This is a genomic window from Erythrobacter sp. QSSC1-22B, assembly GCF_001678665.1.
In the GTDB taxonomy this organism is placed as follows: Bacteria; Pseudomonadota; Alphaproteobacteria; order Sphingomonadales; family Sphingomonadaceae; genus Qipengyuania.
Map to the genome: position 1 here is coordinate 211572 of NZ_LZRP01000005.1, position 23220 is coordinate 234791.

General features: G+C 66.2%; 21 protein-coding genes and 1 tRNA gene. 7 read left to right on the plus strand and 15 right to left on the minus strand.

Features of this window, described 5'->3' with window-relative positions; genetic code table 11:
• Positions 1 to 88: 88 nt before the first annotated feature.
• From A9995_RS10075 to tilS, 3 genes are all read left to right on the plus strand, one after another.
• Positions 89 to 931, plus strand: coding sequence for a helix-turn-helix domain-containing protein (locus A9995_RS10075; protein ID WP_067612358.1), 843 nt, complete (start codon positions 89 to 91; stop codon positions 929 to 931).
• A gap of 123 nt (positions 932 to 1054) precedes the next feature.
• Positions 1055 to 2011 carry a tol-pal system YbgF family protein gene (locus A9995_RS10080; protein ID WP_233998163.1) on the plus strand — a complete coding sequence of 319 codons (957 nt, stop codon included), beginning with the start codon at positions 1055 to 1057 and terminating at the stop codon, positions 2009 to 2011.
• Positions 2012 to 2102: 91 nt separating this feature from the next.
• Positions 2103 to 2984, plus strand: a complete 882-nt coding sequence (gene tilS / locus A9995_RS10085) for a tRNA lysidine(34) synthetase TilS (protein ID WP_168157381.1) — start codon at positions 2103 to 2105, stop codon at positions 2982 to 2984.
• On the opposite strand, the gene A9995_RS10090 is transcribed toward tilS, so the two are convergent.
• From A9995_RS10090 to rimO, 8 genes are all read right to left on the minus strand, one after another.
• Positions 2981 to 3652, minus strand: coding sequence for a L,D-transpeptidase family protein (locus A9995_RS10090; protein WP_067612364.1), 672 nt, complete (start codon positions 3650 to 3652; stop codon positions 2981 to 2983). The genes tilS and A9995_RS10090 overlap by 4 nt on opposite strands.
• A gap of 91 nt (positions 3653 to 3743) precedes the next feature.
• Positions 3744 to 6515, minus strand: a complete 2772-nt coding sequence (locus A9995_RS10095; protein ID WP_067612369.1) for a phosphoenolpyruvate carboxylase — start codon at positions 6513 to 6515, stop codon at positions 3744 to 3746.
• Positions 6512 to 7126, minus strand: a complete 615-nt coding sequence (gene eda, locus A9995_RS10100) for a bifunctional 4-hydroxy-2-oxoglutarate aldolase/2-dehydro-3-deoxy-phosphogluconate aldolase (RefSeq protein ID WP_067612372.1) — start codon at positions 7124 to 7126, stop codon at positions 6512 to 6514. Before eda ends, A9995_RS10095 begins: the two co-directional genes overlap by 4 nt.
• On the minus strand, positions 7123 to 8103 hold the full coding sequence (gene glk, locus A9995_RS10105) for a glucokinase (protein WP_067612374.1): 981 nt from the start codon (positions 8101 to 8103) through the stop codon (positions 7123 to 7125). Before glk ends, eda begins: the two co-directional genes overlap by 4 nt.
• 46 nt (positions 8104 to 8149) lie before the next feature.
• Positions 8150 to 9967: a phosphogluconate dehydratase gene (gene edd / locus A9995_RS10110; RefSeq protein ID WP_067612377.1), complete on the minus strand. Its 1818-nt coding sequence runs from the start codon at positions 9965 to 9967 to the stop codon at positions 8150 to 8152.
• Complete coding sequence (zwf, locus tag A9995_RS10115; RefSeq protein WP_067612380.1) at positions 9957 to 11399, minus strand: glucose-6-phosphate dehydrogenase; 1443 nt, start codon at positions 11397 to 11399, stop codon at positions 9957 to 9959. Before zwf ends, edd begins: the two co-directional genes overlap by 11 nt.
• 75 nt (positions 11400 to 11474) lie before the next feature.
• Positions 11475 to 12275, minus strand: coding sequence for a transglutaminase family protein (locus A9995_RS10120; RefSeq protein ID WP_067612382.1), 801 nt, complete (start codon positions 12273 to 12275; stop codon positions 11475 to 11477).
• A gap of 58 nt (positions 12276 to 12333) precedes the next feature.
• Positions 12334 to 13707 carry a 30S ribosomal protein S12 methylthiotransferase RimO gene (rimO, locus tag A9995_RS10125; protein WP_067612666.1) on the minus strand — a complete coding sequence of 458 codons (1374 nt, stop codon included), beginning with the start codon at positions 13705 to 13707 and terminating at the stop codon, positions 12334 to 12336.
• Between the two features lie 82 nt (positions 13708 to 13789).
• On the opposite strand from rimO, the gene A9995_RS10130 reads away from it, so the two are divergent.
• Positions 13790 to 14188, plus strand: coding sequence for a DUF1761 domain-containing protein (locus A9995_RS10130; protein WP_067612387.1), 399 nt, complete (start codon positions 13790 to 13792; stop codon positions 14186 to 14188).
• Positions 14189 to 14222: 34 nt separating this feature from the next.
• On the opposite strand, the gene A9995_RS10135 is transcribed toward A9995_RS10130, so the two are convergent.
• Genes A9995_RS10135 through serS form a run of 3 tightly spaced genes read right to left on the minus strand, consistent with a single transcriptional unit; the run spans position 14223 to position 17387 of the window.
• Positions 14223 to 15332, minus strand: coding sequence for a TrkA family potassium uptake protein (locus A9995_RS10135; RefSeq protein WP_082992627.1), 1110 nt, complete (start codon positions 15330 to 15332; stop codon positions 14223 to 14225).
• A 13-nt stretch (positions 15333 to 15345) separates the two neighbouring features.
• Positions 15346 to 16110 carry a 5'/3'-nucleotidase SurE gene (gene surE, locus A9995_RS10140; RefSeq protein ID WP_067612390.1) on the minus strand — a complete coding sequence of 255 codons (765 nt, stop codon included), beginning with the start codon at positions 16108 to 16110 and terminating at the stop codon, positions 15346 to 15348.
• Entirely contained in the window at positions 16107 to 17387 is a 1281-nt protein-coding gene (serS, locus tag A9995_RS10145; RefSeq protein ID WP_067612394.1) for a serine--tRNA ligase, read from the minus strand. Before serS ends, surE begins: the two co-directional genes overlap by 4 nt.
• Positions 17388 to 17529: 142 nt before the next feature.
• Between serS and A9995_RS10150 the strand changes: the two genes are divergently transcribed.
• Positions 17530 to 17754 (plus strand): hypothetical protein, encoded by a 225-nt coding sequence (locus A9995_RS10150; RefSeq protein ID WP_067612396.1) that lies wholly within the window; start codon positions 17530 to 17532, stop codon positions 17752 to 17754.
• 145 nt (positions 17755 to 17899) lie between these two features.
• Here the strand turns inward: A9995_RS10150 and A9995_RS10155 are convergent, their stop codons facing one another.
• The 4 genes from A9995_RS10155 to sppA all read right to left on the minus strand — a co-directional run bounded on the left by A9995_RS10155 (position 17900) and on the right by sppA (position 20831).
• Complete coding sequence (locus tag A9995_RS10155; RefSeq protein ID WP_067612400.1) at positions 17900 to 18241, minus strand: hypothetical protein; 342 nt, start codon at positions 18239 to 18241, stop codon at positions 17900 to 17902.
• A gap of 154 nt (positions 18242 to 18395) precedes the next feature.
• Positions 18396 to 18527, minus strand: a complete 132-nt coding sequence (locus A9995_RS17535; RefSeq protein ID WP_255360154.1) for a hypothetical protein — start codon at positions 18525 to 18527, stop codon at positions 18396 to 18398.
• A 255-nt stretch (positions 18528 to 18782) separates the two neighbouring features.
• Positions 18783 to 18857: transfer RNA gene (locus A9995_RS10160), tRNA-Val, on the minus strand.
• 93 nt (positions 18858 to 18950) lie between these two features.
• Positions 18951 to 20831 carry a signal peptide peptidase SppA gene (sppA, locus tag A9995_RS10165; RefSeq protein WP_067612404.1) on the minus strand — a complete coding sequence of 627 codons (1881 nt, stop codon included), beginning with the start codon at positions 20829 to 20831 and terminating at the stop codon, positions 18951 to 18953.
• Positions 20832 to 20937: 106 nt separating this feature from the next.
• Between sppA and A9995_RS10170 the strand changes: the two genes are divergently transcribed.
• The gene (locus A9995_RS10170; protein ID WP_067612408.1) at positions 20938 to 21957 is read left to right on the plus strand and encodes an aspartate carbamoyltransferase catalytic subunit; all 1020 of its coding nucleotides are present in this window, start codon (positions 20938 to 20940) and stop codon (positions 21955 to 21957) included.
• Positions 21954 to 23186 carry a dihydroorotase family protein gene (locus A9995_RS10175; protein WP_067612409.1) on the plus strand — a complete coding sequence of 411 codons (1233 nt, stop codon included), beginning with the start codon at positions 21954 to 21956 and terminating at the stop codon, positions 23184 to 23186. Before A9995_RS10170 ends, A9995_RS10175 begins: the two co-directional genes overlap by 4 nt.
• The last annotated feature ends 34 nt before the right edge of the window (positions 23187 to 23220 follow it).

Below are 23220 nucleotides of genomic sequence, written 5' to 3' on the forward strand. Positions count from 1 at the left end.
TACGCCATCATGGAACAACGGTTGACTTCGACCTCAACCTGTCGCTTTTGTGCAGGAAATAAGGGTCCGGGTCGGCATCGGGGATTTGATGGAAGAAGTAACGCTCGTCGAAGAGGAAACGCACGCGCCCGTGCCCACGGCGGGCGAGCGCCTGCAGGCTGCGCGCCGCGCCAAAGGCATCGAACTTTCGCAGATCGCGGCCGAAACCCGCATCCCCCAGCGCCACCTCGTCGCCATCGAAAACGGCGATTATTCGCAGCTTCCGTCGCGCACCTATGCAATCGGCTTCACCCGGACCTATGCTCGGGTGCTCGAACTGGACGAGGCCGAACTGCTCGACCAGCTCCGCGGCGAACTCGGCGACGAACATGATCGTCACAACATGGCCCCGGCGCGCTTCGAGCCGGGCGACCCGGCGCGCGTGCCTTCGCGCAAGCTGGCGTGGTTCGGTGCGCTGGCCGCGCTCCTGCTGCTGGTCGGCGGCTTCGCCTTCTACAGCACCTATTTCGCGCCCGGTCTCGGCCCGGCACCCTTGCAGGACGATCGTGCACCCGCCATCGCTGCCGCCGATCGTGCGCCATCACCGGCCGATACGCCTGCGGTCGACCCCGATGCCGAAGTGGTCTTCACCTCCGAAATGAACGACACCTGGGTCAAATTCTACGATGCCAGCGGCGAAAGCCTGTATGAGGCGCAGATGGCCGCAGGCGAAAGCTTCACCATACCTGCCGATGCCGAAGGGCCGCAGGTCTGGACCGGCAGGCCCTACGCGTTCGCGATCACGGTCGATGGCCGCTCGGTGCCCAAGCTCTCAGAGGAAGACGAGATCCTGCGCGACGTGCCGGTGACCGCCGAGGCGCTTATGGCGCGTACCGAACCCTCGGTACCGGCAGTGGGCGACAGCTCCGGCCCCGATGTCACGGTGAACTGACGCGCTATCCATCGGCCCGACCCTGCGACGATCCGCTGGGTAAACTTGCGCTTCATCCCCTCGACAGCCAAGCATGGTTAAGGCATCGCAATGCTAACACTCGCGCGAAGGAGCCTTGCGACGATGACGGTTCGGACTGCCCGTATTGCCGGGTCAAGGAATTGGGGACTGCGTTTTGTCGGACTGGGGGGCACTGCGCTCGCTCTGCTCGCCCTTTCCGCGCCTGCCGTGGCGCAGGACAGCAATGACGAAACGCGCCTGCGCAAGATCGAGGCGGAAGTGCGCGCGCTGCAGCGCCGCGTTTTCCCGGGCGGCGACGGACGCTATTTCGAACCCGAGATCACCGGCCAGCCGCAGACCAACACCATGGTCACGCAGCCTTCGACGACCGCGGTCACCGATATCCTCGCGCGGATAGACGCGATGGAGACCCAGCTTCAGCGGCTGACCGGCCAGACCGAACAGAACACTTTCGCCCTGCGTACGCTGAGCGAACGCCTCGATGCGCTCGAATCCGGCGCGGTGACGGGGAGCCGTCCGGCTACCCCCACTCCCAGCGTCACCCCGACGCCGAACACTTCGGGCGCCTTGAGCACGCCGGCACCCGCTCTGACACCGACGCCTGTAGCGGCGGCACCCGACCCCGAACGTCTGGCTGCGGTTTCGGCAATCGCCAAGCCGCAGACCGAAGATCCGGCGGATGACGAATATTCCTACGGGTTCCGTCTTTGGGAAGCCGGCTTCTACCCCGAAGCGCAGCAGCAGTTGACGCTGTTCGTCGAACAGAACCCGCAACATTGGCGCGCCACCTATGGGCGCAACCTGCTTGGCCGGGCCTATCTCGACGACAGCAAGGCCCGCGAGGCGGCGCCGTGGTTCCTGCGCAATTACCAGGCCGACAAGACCGCGGCGCGTGCCGGCGACAGCCTGCTGTTCCTCGCCGAGTCGATGATCGCGCTGGAAGACACCAGCCGTGCCTGCATCGCGCTGGCCGAATTCGCCGAAACCTATCCGGCGCTGGCTGCCGGGCGGTTGCAGGACCAGTACGAACGCCATCGCGCGCGGGTGACCTGCAATTGATCGGGCGATCGACCCACAGCTGACCGCACGCTTCCGGGCCGACCTCGTCGAGCTCTGGCCAGAAGAGAGTGGCGAACTGCGATCGCTTGGAGTGGCCGTCTCGGGCGGGCCTGATAGCGTTGCGCTGCTGCTGTTGGCCCATGCAGCACGACCCGAAATTCTCGAGGCTGCGACGGTCGATCACGGCTTGCGCCCGGAAAGTGCCGCTGAGGCGCAATGGGTGGCGCAGCTATGCCGAACTCTCGATGTGCCGCATCGGACCGTCCGGGTCGATGTCGAGGCGGGCAATCTTCAGAGCAGGGCGCGCGAGGCGCGGTATCAGGCGCTCGACCGCTGGACGGACGAACGCCGTCTCTCTGCGGTCGCGACAGCGCACCACGCCGACGATCAGGCCGAGACGCTGCTGATGCGGCTAAATCGCGGGAGCGGCCTGCCCGGGCTGGCCGGAGTACGATCCAGCGCGATAGTCCCTGGTGGCAAGGGTCGCTTGTTGCGACCGCTGCTTGGCTGGCGCAAAGCCGAGTTGGAAGCACTGGTGCGGGGGGCGGGTCTTGAACCCGTCGCGGACCCTTCCAATCGCGACACCCGGTTCGACCGGGTCCGGGTCAGGGAGGCGCTGGCGGCAGCAGACTGGATCGATCCGCTGGCGCTGGCGCGCAGCGCGGCGCTGCTCGGAGAGGCGGAGGCAACGCTCGAAGAACTGGTCGCGGAGAGTTATTCAAGACAGGTGACGCGCGAGAACGGTTGTTTTCATTTCACAGTGTCCCGGACCGACTACATCCGGGTCGAAGTGGTCGGGCGCATTTTTGCTGAAATGGGTTTCGCGCCGCCGCGCTCGGAGATCGCGCGGCTCGTGGCCCGGCTGGGTTCCGGGGCGAATGCATCGCTGGCGGGGGTTCTTGGCGTGCCATCAAACGAGAATGGCATCGCCTGCTGGACGTTCCGGCCCGAACCGCCCCGTCGTCAGGATTAAAGCAGGCTGTCGCCCATTCCGATCCGCTGGCCTCGGGTGATCACCACCAGATCACCCTTGCTCGCAGCGTCGAACAATTTGTCGGCAAAGGGATCGGGTACTGCGATACAGCCATGGCTGGCATATCCGTTCTCGACGACATTGCCGCCGTGGATGGCGATCCCGTCCCAGGTTAGCCGCAGCGTCCAGGGCATCGGCGCATTGCCGTATTTCTCCGAGACGTTGTGGCGCTCCTTGGTGAGGATCGGGAAGTTCCCGACGGGAGTAGGGTGAGAGTCGGCCCCCAGCATGGCCACCGCCGCGCCGATCTCGTAGCCATCGCGAAACACCGAAATCACTCGCGCCTCGAGATCGACCGTAACCACCAGCTTGCCATCCTGCGGCGCCCCCTCGGCGTCCCAGTGCCATTCGCCGTATTTCATCGGCCCGTCGATGGGCAGGACGCGCTTGATAGTGAAACGCTCGGCGGCGCGGCGTTCGGCATCCGCCGCAATCTTTGCGTCGATCGCGGGTCGCGGGTCGATCCGCGGCTGCTCATTGGCGACGACGGCGATGGAATCGTCCGCAGTGGCGCTTTCGGCCATCAGCCCGCCGCCGACAGCCAGCGCGCCAAGGGCCAGTAAAACTGCAAGCGTCGTTCCGCCGATCCATTTGAATGTCGCGTCCATGGATCCACGAAATAGCGATCTTGCGGTTAAAATCCAGCACAGGCCACCGCGCGTCCCACAAGGGGACCGCTCGGGCGGCAGGGATTAACCGCTAGCCATGCGCGCCGAACAGATTGGCGATGGCGGTACCGATCCGCAGGTTGAGCGCCTGGGCACGCTCGATCGGATCGATATAGTCGCGCCCGATCTGCGCGTACCCCTCGCCCGCGCCGTCGGGGTAATCGCTCGGGTCTTCGATCGAGAAATCGGTCAGCTGAGGGAAGCTGGTGGGATAGGCGCGGCGCATCTGCGCCAGCGCTTCGTCAATCCGCAGCGTGAAGACCATTTCAAGGACATCGTCGCGATCGATGTCGTTGGCGCGGCTGAAGGAAGGAATCGACACCGCCTTGAGGAACATGTGCTTGAGCAGCGCCAGCCGCAGCGCCTGCAGCGCGCCGATGGTGCGGCGGATTTCCTCACGGCCCTCGAGCGGGGCTTCGTCGGGCAGGAAGGCGAACAGGCGATGCAGCTTGAGCGCATCGACGCGCAACCGCGAGGTCAGGCGCCGGAACACGCCGTTGCGATCGTCTCCGGTGAGGTATTCGGCCAGCGTCTCGCAGGCGGGCGCAAGATGCTGTTCGGTCCCGCGATAGGGGCGGCTCGCCCAATAGGCTGAGTTGAACAGCTCGCCATAGGCGGCCACCGTCTTGATGCTGGCGAGCGCGTTGGAGGCGCGCACCAGCCGCATGATCTGCCGCCCGCGCTCGCTCTCCTGCAGCAGCGCGGCGATATCCTCGTAATTGCCATCTGCGGCGCTGCCGATTCCGGAGATGATGTTCACCGGATAACCAAGCTGCTGGAGGATCGCATTGTGCGGGATCGCGCGGATCTGGCGCAGGCTCATCTCGCGATCGTTCGACAGATCGCCCTGCCGCCGCGACACCCGGCTGCCGGTCGTGTTGAGCAGTCCGAGCCCGAACGCAGTGACCGCGCGCGCGTAGGTGCGGCTCTCGAGATGGTCGCGCTGGTCGCTGCGGACCGCGCGGTAGAAATCGAGACTCAGATCGGTGCGGCGATAGAAGGGATCGGGTTCGACATCGGGATTGGCATGGCCGGGCCCTAATTGCGCGATCCGCGACAGCGTGGCCAACGCCAGTTCGGGAGTGGCGAAAAACAGATAGCCGTCGCCGCCCTGAAAGCTCGCCTCCGGTTCCATCGCTATCCCGGCGCGGGCGAAGCGGCGTCGCGCCCAGGGGCTGAGCGGCCAGGCGAGGCGGTCGGCGAACCCGCCGGGGTGCGCGCCGCGGCCCATGCCTTCGCCATGGGTGTTGAAGATCAGCGCCGCAACATCGGTCAGGCCGTTGGCTGCCATCGCATCCGCCATCCGGCCCTGCAGCCGCTCGATCGCGAGGCTGGCGGGGATCTGGCCGACAAAGCGGCCGGCATCGGAATAGCCGGTCTGGATGCAGACCCGTCCGCGCTGGCGCGCATAGGCCTGATAGGCCGGTTCGGCGCAGAGCGAGTCGAGGAAGCGACCGCCGTGTTCGAGCGCGCTCTCGGTCTCGAACAAGGGCGAGACATCGACCTTGTCGGCGATTCCGAACAGTTTGGCGAAATAGAGCGCGGCGAGCACGGTCGAGGGCTGTTCGCATTCGGCCACCAGCATCCGGATCGGCGCGTCGGCATCGAGATGCTGGATGATCTGCGCCATCACCAGGAACTGGCGGATCGCGGTGCTGCTCTCGATCGCCAGCGCTGCGAAATTGGTCCGCAGCGGTTCGACCTGTTCGAGCATGTCGCGCAGCACCGCCATCGCGCCCTTGCTGGCGATGTCGAGCGTATTGTCGGGATCGATCCGGCGGCGGATCGCATTGTGCAGCTGGCTGGCGTTGACGCGGAAATGGACCCAGCCCATCCCGAGCCCGTCGGCGCGCATTGCCGCTGCCAGCATTTTGCGGGGAATCGCGGCTTCGCGGTCTGCGCCAGCTGCCTCGCTCTCGAGAGCGTCGATGATGGCGGCGAGGCTGGTGAGCTTGTCGGGATGCTCGGCGGTCAGGCGGTTGGCGGCGGAGGAAAGCGCCTCGGGATCGGCGAGGTCGCTCCTGAAATCGCGTGCGTGTTCCGCAGCATGGGCAGCAGCCCGGCGCAAGCGTTCGAGCAGTGCGTGGCCGGGTGCGAAGCTCGCCAGAGTTTCGGCATATCGTTCGAGCCGCTGCGCTTTTTCCGAGAGGCGAAAGCCGATCGAGTGATACCATTTGATATCGGTGCGCCCGTCCATGTCGTAGCCTACCCAGGACGCGAAGCGAAACGGCAGCGGCTTGAGCGATTGCCACCGGCCGGGCCAGCGCTGCTCGGCATCGTCCAGAACCTTCCCGACGATGGTGTCGCGCGCATCCTGGGCCCGCGCCATCGCTGCCATCGCACGGTCGTGCTCATAGTCGAGCGTAATAATTGGACGGTCGTCCGCGACAGCGCAGGCGCTCTCGTCGATACTGCGTTCGCCGCTTGCTGCATCGGCGATCGCTTCAGTCTGGCCGGGGGTCAGAAGGAAGGTCGGGTGCGCGGTAAAGACCGCGTGCAGCGCGGGCGATTCCCAGCGCGCACGGAAGTGATCGAAGTCTTCCTCGCCGTCCGTCAGTGTGGCGAGATTCTTCTCGCGTGAAACCGGCGCCACCAGCGAGCGCAGCCGTTCGGCGCGGCTCTTGAGCGAAACGCATTCGAGCTCCGCGACCAGAGTTGCGCAGTTTTCGAGCGTCATCTCGCCCGATTCGAGTTGTCGCGAGAGGTCGAGCGAGAGCTGGAACACTGGATTGAACAGCGGGGTCTCGCGGGTCCGTTCGTGGAGCTCAGCGAGCCGGGCGGAGAGATCGGCTGTGGTTTTCATCGTGTCAGTCCAGCGGCTTCGCGGGCAAGGCGGGTGATGTTGTCGGAATTGACCGGTCCGCGCGGTGCCACCCAGCTGCCGCCGACGCATAGCACGGCTTCGAGCGCGAGCCAGTCGCGGGCGTCGTCGGGGCCGATCCCGCCGGTGGGGCAGAAGCGGCATTGCGCGAAGGGTGCGGCGAGCGCTTTCAAGGCCGGGATGCCGCCCGCGGCAGCCGCGGGGAAGAATTTGAAATGGGTCAGCCCGAGATCGAGCCCGCGCATGATGTCGCCGGCAGTGGCGATGCCCGGCAGGAAGGGCACCCGCTCGTGCGCCGCCGCTTTCGCCAGTGGCTCGGTGAGCCCGGGCGAGACGATGAATTGCGCGCCCGCCTCGAGCGCCTCGGCCAGCCCGCGCTCGCCGGTCACCGTGCCCGCACCGACCACCGCGCCCTCGACCTCGCGCATCGCGCGGATGGCGTCGAGCGCCACCGGGGTGCGCAAGGTGACCTCAAGTGCGGTGAGTCCGCCGGCCACCAGCGCCTCGGCCAGCGGGCGGGCGTGCTCGAGCTCGTCCACCACGATGACGGGGATCACCGGGGCGGCTTGCATGATCGCGGCGATCGGGGTCATTGGGCAACTCCATGTTCTGCGACGAAGGCGGCAGCGGCACCAAACAGCCCGGGCTGCGGATGCACGATCAGCTTGACGGGGATGGTGCCCATCAGTTCGGCGAACCGCCCCTTGGCGCGGAAGCGTTCGGCAAAACCGGAGCGGGGCAGGTGGTCGCGCAATCGGTATCCCAGCCCCCCGGCGATCACCACCCCGCCAAACCCGCCCTGTGACAGAGCGATATCGCCTGCCACGCTGCCCAGCGACAGGCAGAAGCGGTCGACGGCGGTGGCGGCGAGGCTGTCCTTGTCCTCGAGCCCGCGCGTCCACAGCGTGACGTCGTCCTCTTCGGTGAGCGCGCGCCCTTCCATCGCGGCGAGCGTCTGGCGGATCGGACCGATGGCCGGGCCCGAAACGACGCGCTCGATCGAGACGCGGTTGTGCGAGCGGCGCAGGCGGGCGAGGATCGCGTCCTCGATGCTGTCGAGCGGGGCGAAATCGACATGTCCGCCCTCGGTTGCGGTCACGCGATAGGTGCTGCCGGACCGCCACAGATGCGCCACTCCCAGGCCGGTGCCGGGGCCCAGCACGCTGATCGTGCCTTCGGCGGCGAGGGGCCTGTCGGGTCCGGTGACATGCACGAACTGGTCTTCGGCCGCGCGCGCCACGGCATGGGCGACCGCGGCGAAATCATTGACGATCGTGAACTTATCGACCCCCAGCTTGGACTGCATCAGCGAGGGGCGAATGATCCATGGGTTGTTCGTAAAGCGGATCACCTCGCCGCCTACCGGCCCAGCGACCGACAGCGCCACACGCGGGGGCAGGGATCCGCCCTGACGAAGCCGGAAATCCTCCCACGCGGTCTGGAAGCTGGCATGATCGCGGGTGTGCAGCGTCTCCGGCTCGCCCAGCGTCAGGCTGCCGTCTGCAGCTACGCTGGCGATCACGAACCGCGCATGGGTTCCGCCGACATCGACGGCGACGAGTTCGGTCATCAAATTGCCTCCGGTTGCGATCAGTCAGCCTGCGCCGCGAGGGCCCTCACAGCCCCGCCAGCGCCAGCATCGAGGAGCCGCCGCGCTCGGCCTCGTCGGCATGCGCGCGGAACATGGCGAAGAGCTCGCGGCCCACACCCTGTTCGGGTTGCGGATCGGGAGAGGGCTCGCGCGAAGCGAGATCGGCGCTGGTCGAGAGTTCGCCAGTCGCGGCGCAGACCCGGATCACATCGCCGTCGCGCAGCAAGGCCAGCGGGCCGCCGCCACGCGCTTCGGGGCTGCAATGGATAGCCGCCGGTACCTTGCCGCTGGCACCCGACATGCGCCCGTCGGTAAGCAAAGCGACGCGATAGCCGCGATCCTGGAGCACCCCGAGCGCGGGGGTGAGCTTGTGCAGTTCGGGCATGCCGTTGGCGCGCGGGCCCTGGAAGCGGACGACGACGACGACATCGCGGTCGAGCTCGCCTTGCGCAAAAGCTTCGGCCACAGCGTGCTGGGTGGAGAATACGCGGCACGGCGCTTCCACCGTCCAGCGTTCGCGCTCTACCGATGAGGACTTGAAACAGGCGCGCCCGAGGTTGCCCTGCAACAGCCGCATCCCGCCATCGGGCTGGAACGGCTCGCTGGCGGGGCGGAGCATCTCGGTGTCGCCGCTCGGTCCCGGATCGCGCCAGTCGAGCGCCTCATCGCGTTCGTAGGGTTCGCGGGCATAGGCTGGCACCCCGCCATCCCACACGGTAAGCAGATCGCCATGCGCGAGCCCCTCGTCGAGCAGCGTGCCGATGACATAGGCCATCCCGCCGGCGGCGTGGAAATGGTTCACATCCCCTGAGCCGTTGGGATAGACCCGGGCGACCAGCGGAACCGCGCTCGAGAGTTCGGCGAGGTCGTCCCAGTCGAAAGCGATGCCAGCCGCGCGCGCCATCGCCGGGATGTGGATCGCGTGATTGGTCGAGCCGCCGGTGGCGAGCAGGCCAATCGCGGCGTTGACGATCGCCTTTTCGTCGATGACGCGGGACAACGGACGATAGTCGTCGCTCTCGATCCCGATCGCGGCGAGGCGGTGGACCGCGGCGCGGGTTATCTCCTGCCGCAGCTTCTTGCCCGGCTGGACGAAGGCGGCGCCCGGCACATGCACCCCCATCATCTCCATCATCATCTGGTTGGAATTGGCGGTGCCGTAAAAGGTGCAGGTGCCCGGCGAATGATAGCTCGCCATCTCGCTTTCGAGCAATTGCGCGCGGTCCGCTTTGCCTTCGGCATAGAGCTGGCGGACCGCCTGCTTCTGCTTGTTGGGGATGCCGCTGGGCATCGGCCCGGCGGGCACGAAGATCGCGGGCAGATGGCCGAAGCGCAAGGCGCCGATCATCAGACCCGGGACGATCTTGTCGCAGATGCCGAGCAGCGCCATGCCGTCGTACATCTGGTGGCTGAGCGCCACCGAAGCCGAGAGCGCGATGACGTCGCGGCTGAACAGCGACAATTCCATCCCGTCCTCGCCCTGCGTCACGCCGTCGCACATCGCCGGGGTGCCGCCGGCGACCTGCGCGGTGGCTCCGACCTCGCGCGCCCAGATCTTCATCCGCTCGGGATAGCGGTAATAAGGTTGATGCGCCGAAAGCATGTCGTTGTAGGCGGTGACGATGGCGAGGTTGGGCCCGCTCGAGGCGCGCAACGCCTGCTGGTCCTCGTCGGCCCCGGCATAGGCATGCGCGAGATTAGAGCAGGAAACCTGCGAGCGTTCGGGCCTGCGCTCGCGCTCGCGCTCCATCAGTTCCAGATAGCGCGCGCGCCCGGCGCGCGAATTGGCGATGACGCGCTGGGTGACGCGGTGGATCGTGTCGTGGAGAGGTTTACTCGTCATGCCAGCTTGCTCCGTCACGTTCGATCAGGGCGATCGCGGCGCTCGGCCCCCAGCTTCCGGCGGTGTAGGGCCGGGGCTTGATCCCTTGCGCGCCCCATTGCGCGCGGATCGCATCGATCCACTCCCATTGCGCTTCGACCTCGTCGCGGCGGACGAACAGCGTCTGGTCGCCCTCGACCAGATCGAGCAGCAGCCGTTCGTAGGCGATCCGGCGGATCGTGTCGGAAAAGGCATCGGGCATGGTCACGTCGAGCGGGACCTGCCGCAACCGCAGCCCCTCGCGGTCGAGCCCGGGCAGCTTGGCCATCAGTGAGAACTGGATATTTTCCTCGGGCTGGATGCCGATGACGAGCCGGTTGGGCGTGGTGGTGGCGCCTTTGGCCTCGAAGATCGAATGCGGGATACTGCGGAACTGGACGATGATTTCGGTCACCCGCTCGGGCAGGCGCTTGCCGGTCCGCAGGTAGAAGGGCACGCCCTTCCAGCGCCAATTGTCGACATGCGCCTTGATCGCGACGAAGGTCTCGGTCGCGCTGTCCTCGCCCAGCTCCTCGTCATAGCCCGGGACCGCCGCGCCCGCGGACGCACCGGCGCGATATTGCCCGGTGACGGTTTCGCCCTCCGCCACGGGACGCAGCGCGCGCAGAACCTTGACCTTCTCGTCGCGCACCGCGGTGGCATCGAAGCTGGTCGGCGGTTCCATCGCCACCAGCGCCAGCAGCTGGAGCATGTGGTTCTGGACCATGTCGCGCAGGGCGCCGGTCTCGTCGTAGAAGCCTGCGCGGCCCTCGAGCCCAACTGTCTCGGCGACGGTAATCTGGACATGGTCGATATAGGTGGAATTCCACACCGGCTCGAACAGCAGGTTGGCGAAGCGCAGGGCGAGCAGGTTCTGCACCGTCTCCTTGCCCAGATAATGGTCGATCCGGAAAATGCGGTCTTCGCCGAACTCGCGGGCGACCGCGTCGTTGATCTCGCAGCTCGAGCCGAGATCGGTGCCGAGAGGCTTTTCCAGCCCGATCCGCGTACGCTCTCCGGTCAGCCCGGCATGCGCCAGCCCGCGGATAGTCGGCTCGAACAGTCTGGGCGCGGTGGAGAGGAAAATCGCCAGCCCCTGGCAATCCTTACCGACCTGATCGGCCAGCCGCTGGTAGCCGTCGAGCGTGGTCGCATCGACCGCCTCGTAGACCAGCCGCTTGAGAAATTCGCCGACCCCGCCACGGCGCGGGGCGGGCAGGTATTGCTCCAGCGCCTTGCGAGCGAATTCGCGGTACTCGTCGTCGGACATCTCTGTCCGCGCGGTGCCGACGATCTTGAGATCAGGGGCCAGCAACCCGTCCGAATGCAGCGCGCAGAGCGAGGGGAGGAGCATCCGCTGCGCGAGATCGCCCGTCGCGCCGAACAGCAGCAGCCTGTCCGCAGTGAAAATCATCGCGGTGTCGTCCCTCCCTAGTGAAGCTTCCCAGCCTAGCATCGTGCCGGGGAGCATGCCAGCGCGCCGCGCGGCCTAGTCGGTCCTGGTGACGTTCACCGAGCTGCGGCGGAAATTGTTGGGTCCGAAGCTGGTCAGGAAGCTGACATCGGCGGCATCGCGGCCGACGCCGATCTTCACCGTGTCGGCGGGATCGGCCATCTTGGTCGCATCGACCAGCTGCCACATCCCGCCGCCGGGCGTCTCGGGATCGTCGAGGAACACCTCGGCGATGGCGTGGAAATCGGGCGGCTCGACCCCGGGGGCGTAGCAGGCGACAAAGCGCGCCGGGATTGTGCTCGCGCGGGCCAGCGTGACCAGCACATGCGCATAGTCGCGGCAGATTCCGCGCCGCTCGACGAAGCTGTCGAGCGCGGTGGTGCGCGAATCGGACGTACCCGGCTCGTAGGAGAAGTGATCGGCGATCCAGTCGCGGATCGCGGCGATGCGCGCGCCGCCCTCGGTGCCGCCGAACTCCGAATTGACGAAGGGCTGGAACTTGTCCGCCTGGCAATAGCGTGAATCGAACAGGTATTGCACCGCCTCGCCGGGCATGTGGTGCGGTTCCATCCGCGCGAGCCCTGCGATGTCGGGCAACTGGCGCTGCGGGCGAACCAGCGCGGTATATTCGACCTCGAAATCGCCCTGGGCGCGGACCCAGATGCGTTCGCCGATATCGTCCTGCGCCGGGACCCAGGCGCAATGTTCGGCGTCGCTCATCCTCGTGTGGCGCTCGATGATCGCCTGCTCGGGGATCGCCGCCGCCTCAAACTGGAGCAGGACATCGGTCGGCCGTTCAAGTGTGAAGGCGAAACTGGCTTCGATTTTTATGGGCATGCGTGGTGGCAACGCCTCCCGAGTGTGACGGTTTCTCGTGGCGTGAAATATAGCCGGGTCAGGCGGGAACGCCGAACAGATCGTGTGCGTCGGCATCCTCGATATCGACATCGATCACCGCGCCGGGCACCAGCGTAGCGGGCACATTGCGCAGATAGACCTGGCCGTCGATCTCCGGCGCATCGGCCTGGCTGCGGGCGGTAGCACCGATATCGCCATCCTCGTCGGGTTCGCCGACCTCGTCGACGATCACCGGGATGCGGCGGCCAACCCTGGCGGCGAGCAATTCTGTGCTGATCCGCTCCGTCACTTCCATCAGCCGGGCGTAGCGCTCTTCCTTGAGCTCCTCGGGCACATGGTCGGGAAGCGCATTGGCGCGCGCGCCCTCGACCTGTTCGAAGCGGAAGCCGCCGACCCGGTCGAGCCGCGCCTCTTCCAGCCAGTCGAGCAGATAGCGGAAATCTTCCTCGGTCTCGCCGGGAAAGCCGACCACGAAGGACGAGCGGATCGCGATATCGGGGCAGATTTCGCGCCAGGCCTTGAGCCTCTCGAGCACCTTGGCCTCATTGGCGGGGCGGCGCATCGCCTTGAGCACCTTGGGGCTGGCGTGCTGGAACGGGATGTCGAGATAGGGCGTGAGCAGCCCGTCGGCCATCAGCGGGATCACCGCGTCGACATGCGGGTAGGGATAGACATAATGCAGCCGCACCCAGGGCACTTGCCCTTCGGGAGTGCGCAAACCGCCCAGCTCGCGCGCCAGATCGGTCATATGCGCGCGCACTTCGCGGCCCTTCCACTCGCGCGGATCGTGGCGGGTGTCGACGCCATAGGCCGAGGTGTCCTGACTGATCACCAGCAGCTCGAGCGTCCCCGCCGCGACCAGCTTCTCCGCTTCGCGCAGCACCGCGTCGATCCGCCGACTGGCGAGTTTGCCGCGCAATTGCGGGATGATGCAGAAGGCGCAGGAATGATTGCAGCCCTCGGAAATTTTCAGATAGGAATAGTGCCGCGGGGTCAGCTTGATGTCGGGCTGGGGGATCAGGTCGACATAGGGCCCCTGGCTCGGCGGGGCATGGGTGTGAACCGCCTCGACCACAGCCTCGTATTGATGCGCGCCGGTGATCGCCAGCACCGCGGGATGCGCGGCACGGATAGCCTCCGCCTCCTCGCCCATGCAACCTGTCACGATCACGCGACCGTTCTCGGCGATCGCCTCGCCGATGGCCTGCAGGCTTTCCTCCTTGGCGCTGTCGAGAAAGCCGCAGGTGTTGACCAGCACCACATCGGCGCCGGCGTAATCGGGGCTCATGGCATAGCCATCGGCGCGCAGCCGGGTGAGGATGCGTTCGGAATCGACCAGCGCCTTGGGGCAACCCAGGCTGACCATGCCGATCTTCTTCTGGTCGGGAAGGATGGTGGTGGCGGTGTTCATGATTGCGCGCGCCCCTACACCCGTCAGCGCAAATGCGCTAGCGTCGCGCGCATCGTGCGTCATGCGCGGCAGGGGATACAGGATGGGTGAGTTCAACTGGCTGGCGGTGGTGCTTGGCGCACTCGCCTTCTTCGTGGTCGGAGCGCTGTGGTACGGAGTGCTGTTCGGCAAGGTCTGGCAGAAATCCGCGCGGCTGAGCGACGAAACGGTGCGCTCGGGCAATATGGCGCTGATCTTCGCGCTGACCTTCCTGTTCGAACTGCTGATCGCCTCGACGCTGTGGCACGGGATCGAGCGCAGCGGCGCCAGCGCCCGCGCCACGATGATGATGGCGGTCGGTTTCGGTGTGACGGTAATGGTCCCGGCGCTGGGGATCCACTATCTCTATCTGCGCAAGACGCTGAGCCATTTCCTGATCGATTCAGGCCATATCGTGACCGGCATGGCGGCTATGGGCGGGGTTTTCCTGCTGTTCCGCTAGCCGCGTCGGGGTCGGCGCGACGGACGGCGAAAGCCTAGTCGCCCGGCTGAGGGCGACCGTCGCCCAGCGTCGTACCGTTGGGTGTGGGGACGATTTCGACCAGCACGTCACCTTGCCGCAGCGTTTGGCAGGCGTCTTCCCAGAACCCCAGTGCTTCGCCGTTGCGATAGACGCGCAGGCCACGCCCGCCGGTCTTGAGATCGGCGAGCGCGATCCCGTTTTCCTCCGCGGTGATCTCCCGCTCGACCAGCTGCACCCGGCCCGAGACCGAGGCGAGATCGGCGAGATAATCGGCGATATGCTCGCCCTTGGCCGAACCGGCCAGCAGCAGTCCGGTAAACCGCACCGGGTTGATCACATTGGTGGCACCTGCCTGCAGCGCGAGCGACTCGTTGTCGTTTGCGCGCACCACCACGCTGATCGGCACCTTGGGCGCGAGCGCACGAACGGTCAGCGTGATCAGGATCGTCGAATCGTCGCGTCCGGCCGAGATCAGCACGTTCTGCGCCTGATCGATCCGCACGGCTTTGAGCGTTTCGTCACGCGCCGCATCGGCGGCCATGATGTTGCAGCCCAGCGCCTCGGCGTCGGCAAGCCGCTCCTCGTTCGGGTCGATCACCACGATACAATTGGGATCGGTTCCGCGGTCGATCAGTTCGGCGACCGCTTCCGATCCCGATATTCCATAGCCCAGCACCACGATGTGGTCCGAAAGCTGCTCCTGGATGCGAGCCATGCGCCATTTCTCCCAGCTGCGTTTCATGATGAAATTGTAGGCGCTGCCTACGAAAATGAAGAACACCATAAAGCGGATCGGAGTGACGATCACTGCCTCGACCAGCCGTGCGCGGTCGCTGATCGGCGCGATATCTCCGAAGCCGGTGGTGGTGATCGAGATCATGGTGAAATAGACGACATCGAGGAAACTGACCTCGCCATCGAGATTGTCGACCAGGCCCTCGCGATCCCACCAGTGGATCAACACCACGATGAAGATCAGGAACAGCGCCAACCCGAGCCGGATGCCCAGATCGCCCCAGACGGGAATCTTGACCGCGCGCCGCAAGGGCGTGTGACGCGCGCCGCGGAAGATACGCTTGCTCTCGCTGGATGTGAGCGTGTCGAGTTGCTTCTTTTCTCTCATCGGGCCGGGTTTCTCACGGCTCGTAGCGTTCGGCTAGCGCGCCCAGCGAGGAATGATGGGTCAGATCGAGCTGGAGCGGGGTGACCGAGATAAAGCCATCGTCGATCGCTTCCAAATCGGTGCCATGGTCGAGCGTGTGTTCGATCGACTCAAGCCCGAACCAGTAATACTGGAAGCCCCGCGGATCGCGCCCCTCGACCACCGTGCCGCGAGCGTAATCGTGGAAGCCCTGTCGCACCGCGCGGATGCCCTTGACCTCGGCGCTGGGCAGCGCGGGGAAGTTGACGTTGACCAGAGTGCGCTTGGGCAGCGGCGTGTCGAGCAGTGGCCCCAGCACCCTGGCGCCCCAGCCACGCGCCGCGTCGAAGGTATCGGTTCCGGCCTCGCCATTGCGGCTGGTCACCTGGCTGAAGGCGATCGAGCGGATGCCCGCCAGCGCCCCTTCGATCGCCGCCGAGACGGTGCCCGAATAGGTAACATCGTCGCCGAGATTGGCGCCTCGGTTGACGCCTGAGAGAATGACATCGGGCGCGCCCTCCATCACCTTGCGCAGACCCAGCGTGACCGAATCGGTGGGTGTGCCAGTGACCGAGAAGCGCCGCTCGCCATGCTGGCGCAGCCGCACCGGCCGGGTGAGGGTGAGCGCATGGCCCATCCCTGACTGCTCCTCGTCGGGGGCGCAGATCCAGATGTCGTCGGTGAATTCGCGGGCGATGGCTTCGAGAACCTCGAGCCCGGGGGCGTGGACGCCGTCGTCATTGGTGAGGAGGATTTTCATGCCTGCGGCTCCAGCTTTGTGACGCCGCCCATATAGGAGGCGAGGACGTCGGGCACAGCAACGCTGCCGTCGGCCTGCTGGTAATTCTCCAGCACCGCGACGAGCGTGCGCCCGACCGCGAGGCCCGAGCCGTTGAGCGTGTGGACGAAGGCGGTCTTCTTCTCGCCTTCGGGCCGATAGCGGGCAGCCATCCGTCGCGCCTGGAAATCGCCGCAGTTCGAGCACGAGCTGATTTCGCGATATGCGCTCTGGCCCGGCAGCCAGACCTCGAGATCGTAGGTCCGCCGCGCGGTGAAGCCCATGTCGCCGGTGCACAGCAGCATCTTGCGGTAAGGCAGTTCGAGCGCCTGCAGCACGCCCTCGGCAGCCTGCGTCATCCGCTCGTGCTCGGCCTCGCTGTCCTCGGGGCGGGTCACGCTGACCAGTTCGACCTTTTCGAACTGGTGCTGGCGGATGAACCCGCGCGTGTCGCGCCCCGCGGCGCCCGCTTCGGAGCGGAAGCATTGGGTGAGCGCGGTCATCCTGAGCGGCAGTGCGGCATCCTCGAGGATCTGTTCGCGCACCGCATTGGTCAGGCTGACCTCGGCGGTGGGGATGAGCCAGCGGCCATCGGTGGTCTGGAAATTGTCCTCGGCGAATTTGGGCAATTGGCCGGTGCCGAACAGAGCTTCCTCGCGCACCAGCAGCGGCGGCGCGCATTCGGTGTAGCCGTTCTCGCCGGTCTGGCGGTCGAGCATGAACTGGCCCAGCGCGCGATGCAGCCGGGCCATATGTCCACGCAGGAAGGTGAAGCGCGCTCCCGAGAGCGCTGCGCCGGTCTCGAAGTCGAGCCCCAGCGGCGGGCCGAGATCGGCGTGTTCCTGAGGGGTGAAAGCAAACTCGCGCGGGGTGCCCCAGCGCGACAGCTCGACATTGGCGGCCTCGTCGGCACCCTCGGGCACATCCTCGGCGGGGAGATTGGGGAGCGCGGCGAGGAGATCGTGGAGCTGGGCCCCGAGGGTCCGGTCTTCCTCTTCGAGTGCGGGCATCGTCTGCTTTATCTGGGCGACCTCGGCCTTGAGGCTCTCGGCGGTGTCCTTGTCGCCCTTGCCCATCGCCTGGCCAATGGCCTTGGACGCCTCGTTGCGGCGGCCCTGGGCCTCCTGCAGCCTTGTGGCGACTTCGCGACGGCGGGCGTCGAGCGTCAGGATGCGATCGGAGGTAGGCTCGGCGCCGCGGCGCTGCAGGCCGGCGTCGAATTCACCCGGATGCGAGCGGATAAAGGCAAGGTCGTGCATGGTCCGCGCCTATGCCCGCTCGCCCGGCACTTGGCCAGAGGGCTTGGCCAGAGGAATGCGGGCTGACGATGACCGCGCCGGCTCCTGCTTTTTCGGAACGGCTTGTGGGCCAAGCCGTTGGTTGGCCAAAGGAGATTACACTATGATCGGCAAGATTATCGGAGCATTCGTGGGTGACAGGCTGGCCAAGCGGACCGGCGGACTGAGCGGCGCGCAAGGTGCTGCGCTGGGCGTGGTCGGCACAGCTGTGCTGCGCCGGATCAGCCTGCCTGCCATGGCCGCGATCGCAGCTGGCGGTTATGCCGCGAAGAAGCTCTCGGAAAAGAACGCAGCCGGCAAGTCCGGAACGTCCAAACCGACGATCTGAACGGCAGACCCTACGCGGTTCAAGATAGACGAGGCGTCGGAGGAAACTCCGGCGCCTTTTGCTGTTTGCGCTATCTACAGAGACCGCTGTGCATACATCCGGCGGCAGTCAGACGGAACCGGGTCCGGGCGAACCCCGGCAGGAGTTATGCCGCCTGCGCCCAATGCCGGGCGATCGGCTGCGACCAGCGCACCAGCCGCGGCGCTTCGCGCTTGGCGACCAGCCACTCGGCAAAACCGAGCGCTTCGGTTTCCTCGCCGCGCGCGATCGCCTGCATCATCGAATCGAGCAGCCGCTCCTGCGAAGTCCGCTTGATCGAACAGGGCGCGCTTATCTCGAGCGGCCGGCGGCCGGCCCGGCACAGCAATTGCATCACCCGCTCGACCGACCAGCGGATCTGGTGCCCGGCTGCGCGCGGGGGCAGATCGACGACATCATTGGCGGGCTGCATTGGGGCGGGCCCGGCGAGGCGAAACAAATCGAGCATAGCTGAAACTCATCTCCTGCTGGAAATGAGAATGACTTGCAGTAGCGCGCAATGCAAGCCCTAATGCAAAAAAGCCGGGTGAACCCATGTCGGGCCACCCGGCTTCTCGATCTGCGATTCGTGCGCCGGCTTCAGCCGGACGGAACCCTGGTCGTTACGCGACCTTGCGCTGGGCGTCAGCAGCGACGAATTCACCGCACCAATCATCCTGCGCGACATTGGGCCAATGCGCCTTCTTGTCACCCTCGGCGGGGGACGGGGCGTAGCGGCGGCATTCGCTGCTCATGGTCTGATAAAATTTGCAGTTTTCACAATGCATGGATGGTCTCCTGATTTGGCGGTCTCGGCTGTTGAAAGTTGGATTAGCGCAGGCGATCCTAAAAATCAAGTAAAATCAATTACTTAAGATTGATAATCAGTAGCAGCTATCGTTCGCTACTGCGAATTCGAGGCAGTATGAACTGGCAGATCAATCCAACGTGTTCATGACACACGGGATGATGCTGCGAGTTCGAGATGCGAGTTCGAGATGCGGGGGAGATGGTGGGCGCGGCAGGGATTGAACCTGCGACCCCACCCGTGTGAAGGGTGTGCTCTACCACTGAGCTACGCGCCCGCCCGGGCCTGCCGGGGCCATCAGGCCGCCGGTTCGGGCAGGGGCGCGCCTTTACTTGGACCGGGCGCGCTTGGCAAGCGCCCGCCGCCAGGATCAGCTCGCGAACAGCGCTACCAGTTTCGCCAGCCAGCCCGACAGCTTGCGGCCCCCGACCGTATCCGATTGCGGGGCCGGCGGGCATTCGAGGCAATAGGCCTGCGCGCCGCGCGTGGTCAGCAACCGCTCGAGATCGCCAACGAGTTGGCCTCCCAGCGCTTCCTGCTGGCGGGAAAACAGCGTTGCGACATCGGCCCGCGAGCTTTCGCCATCGCCGACCAGCCACTGACGCAGCAGCGTGTCGTAAGTGCTGGGTGTGCTGCCGAGATAGGCGGCATGCCAATCGCCGTCTTCCAACCCGGCCTGCGCCGCGGCCCAAGAGATCGCGGTGTCGAGCCCGCCATATTGATCGACCAGCCCGATCTGGCGTGCCGTGCCGCCATCCCAGACCCGCCCCTGGCCAATCCGGTCGACCTGATCAGTGGTGAGATTGCGCGCTGCGGCAACCCTGCCGATGAAATCGGCATAGCCATCGGTGACCGAGGCCTGGAGGATCGCATCGACCTCGGGGGTGAACCCGCCAACTAGATCGGGCTGACCCGACAGCGGCGTTGTCCGAACCCCGTCCACGCTCACGCCGATCTCGTTCGCCAGACCTTCGAAAGTCGGGATCACGGCGAAAATGCCAATCGAGCCGGTTATGGTCTCGGGCTCGGCGAAGATGCGATCTGCCGGTGTCGCCACCCAGTAGCCGCCGCTCGCGGCGACATTGCCCATCGAGACCGCGATCGGGATATCGCGGGCCTTGTGCCGCAGGATCGCGCGATGGATTTCCTCGCTGGCAAGCACCGAACCGCCCGGCGAATCGACCCGCACCACCAGCGCAGCCAGATCGTCCTCAAGCGCCTCATCGAGCAGATCTGCAATGCGTTTGCCACCTGCAGTGCCGGGGCCCGCATCACCGTCGACGATCTGTCCGGCGATGGTGATCACCCCGATCGCGGACCCGGTCTCGCTGATCTCATTGGCCTGAAGCCAGGGGCCGAGTTCGGTCTGGGAATAGGCGTTGAGTTCGCTGCTCCATTCGTCCTCGCCGACCAGTTCCACCAGCCTCGCTTCGAACTCCTGCCTGCTGCCGAGCTTGTCGACCAAACCGGCCGACAAAGCCGCCTCTGCCAGATCGCCGCCCGAGGCTTCGATCCAGGCGACCGGATCGCCGGTGACCCGCGCGATATCCGCCTGCGGGCGCGCCTTCTTTACCTGTGCCTGCCATTCCTCCCACAGCGCGCCGTACAGCGCGGCGTAATTTTCGCGCGCGGGCTCGGACATGGAATCGCGCAGATAGGGCTCGACCGCGCTCTTGTAGGTGCCGACCCGGTAGACGCGGGCATTGACCTTCAGCTTCTCGAGCAATTCACCGAAATACAGCTGCCCGCCGCCGGGGCCGGTCACGATGGCGCCGCCCAGCGGGTCGAGCCAGATCTCGCTGGCGTGGCTTGCAAGCAAGATGCCGTCGTCGGCAAAGGCGGTGGCGAAGGCGAGCACCGGCTTGTCCGCAGCGCGCACGCGATCGAGTGCCTCGCCGACTGTCTGCAGATGGACCTGTCCGCCTCCGATGAAGGAATCGAGATCGAGAACAACCGCCTGGATCCGGTCGTCGCCCGCCGCCGCATCGAGCGCGCGGACCAGCTCGCGCGCTTCGAATTCGCGCACGGGCGCGGTCTGGGACAGCAGCGCGGTGAAGGGATCGATCTCGGTCCGCTCCTCCACGATCAGCCCATCGAGCGCGAGCACCAGCGCGCCATCGCGCACTTCCGCCGGGCTGGGTCGCGCGGTCAGCACCGCGAACAGCGCGGTGAAGAACAGCAGCATGAAGACGAGCACCAGCCCGTCCTTCAATCCCACCAGCAAGCGCCAGACCCGGCCCGCGAATTTCATAGTCGATCCTTCTGGTAATCTGCCGCCCTACCTAGGCACTCGAAGCGGAAACGCCATGCAATTGTGCTTGAGCGGGTGATGGAGCTCGACTAGGGGCTTGGCTTTAATGACATCGTCGCCGCCCCGCATCGCTTCCGGCCGCTATCCTGCGGGCCGACAAGCCTTTCCGCATCGCGACCTGACCGGCATCGGCCAGCTCGAGCGCCACGAGATCCTGTACCTGCTCGACGAGGCGGAACAATGGGTCGAACTCAACCGCCGCCCGAACAAGCATCACGATGCGCTGGCGGGGCTGACGATCATCAACGCCTTCTTCGAGAATTCCACCCGGACGCTGCTGTCGTTCGAGATCGCGGGCAAGCGGCTGGGCGCGGATGTGGTCAATATGCACGCCGCGCAAAGCTCGGTGAAGAAGGGCGAGACGCTGATCGATACCGCGATCACCTTGAACGCGATGAACGCCGATGCGATCGTGATCCGCCACGGCTCGAGCGGGGCGACCCAGCTGATCGCCAGCAAGGTCGATTGCCCGGTGCTCAACGCCGGCGACGGCCAGCACGAACACCCGACGCAGGCGCTGCTCGACGCGCTGGCGCTGCGCGAGGCGCTGAGCGACCGGGGGGAGCCGAGCGAGGATTTCACCGGCCTGACCGTGGTGATCTGCGGCGATATCATGCATAGCCGGGTCGCGCGATCGAACCTGCTGTGCCTCCAGGCGCTGGGCGCCAGCGTGCGGCTGTGTGCGCCGCCGCCGCTGATGCCGCCGGGGGTCGAGGCGATCGGCGCGCAGGTGTTCCACGATTTCGACGCAGCGCTGGCGGGCGCCGATGTGGTGATGATGCTGCGCCTGCAAAACGAGCGGATGAGCGGCCAGTTCATTCCGTCCGAGCGCGAATACCACCATCTTTACGGACTGACCAAGAAGCGCCTGGATGCCGCCGCCCCCGAGGCGTTGGTGATGCATCCTGGACCCATGAACCGCGGCGTCGAGATCGACAGCGACGTGGCCGACCTGGTCGATCGTTCGCTGATCACGAGGCAGGTCGAGATGGGGGTCGCGATCCGCATGACCTGTCTCGATGTGCTGACCCGCAGCGCCCGCGGCGTCGAGGGCTGGGCGTTATGAAGCAGAATGTGCCGCTGACGATCACCGGGGGGCGGCTTGTCCTCGCCGATGGCGTGCGCGATGGCGCGGTCCGGCTGGTCGATGGCCGGATCGCCAGCCTGGGCGATATCGCGCCCGAGGATGGCGACGAGATCGTCGAGGCGAAAGGTCGGCTGGTCGCGCCCGGGCTGGTCGATTACGGCGTTTTCGCGGTCGACAAGCCGGCGTTCCATTTCGGCGGGATAACCCGCGCAGCGCTGATGCCCGACCAGTCGCCGCCGCTCGATCTGCCCAGCCGGGTCGCGTATATCGCCAAGAGCGGCAAGCCCGATTTCTGGGTCCACCCGCTGGCCGCCGCGACCCGCGGGCTCGAGGGCACGCAACTGGCAGAGATCGGGCTGATGCGCGAAGCGGGCGCGCGCGGGATCGCCACCGGGCGGCGCTGGATCGCCGATACCGGTGCAATGCTGCGGCTGCTGCAATACGCCGCCATGCTCGATCTGACCGTCGTCGCACACGCCGAGGATGGCGCGCTGGCGGGCGATGCGGTCGCCACCGCGGGCGAGATGGCGACTCGCCTCGGTCTGCCGAGCGCACCGGCCGAGGCCGAGGCGCTGGCGCTGGCGCGCGATATCGCGCTGGCCGAGATGGCCGGGGCGAGGGTGCATTTTCGTCAGGTGACCACCCGCGCCGGGCTTGATCTGGTGCGCGCGGCAAAGGCGCGCGGGTTGCGCATCACCGCCGGGGTGACCCCGGCCCATTTCATGCTGTCGGATCTGGCCACGGCAGAGTTCCGCAGTTTCATGCGGCTGTCGCCGCCGCTCCGGATCGAGGACGACCGCCAGGCGGTGATCGCGGCAATCGCCGACGGGACGATCGATGTGATCGCCAGCGGCCACGATCCGCGCGGGCCGGAGCAAAAGCGCCTGCCCTTTGCCGATGCCGCCCCGGGCATGGCTGGCGCGGAAACGCTGCTGGCGATGGTTCTGACGCTGGTGCGCGACGGCACGATCGACATGGCGCGCGCCTTCGATCTGGTCGCGACGACACCCGCCCGGTTGCTGGATGTCGAGGCGGGGGCGCTGGTCGCAGGCTACGAGGCCGATATCGCGCTGATCGATCCCGAGAAGCCATGGATCATCGACAGCGGCAAGATGGCGGCGACCGCTGGCAATACGCCTTTCGACCGCCAACCGACGCAGGGGCGGGTGACCGCGCTGTTCAAGGGCGGAATGCGGATCGGCGGCTAGCAGAAACGGAAAACCCCTCCCGAAGTGGAGAGGG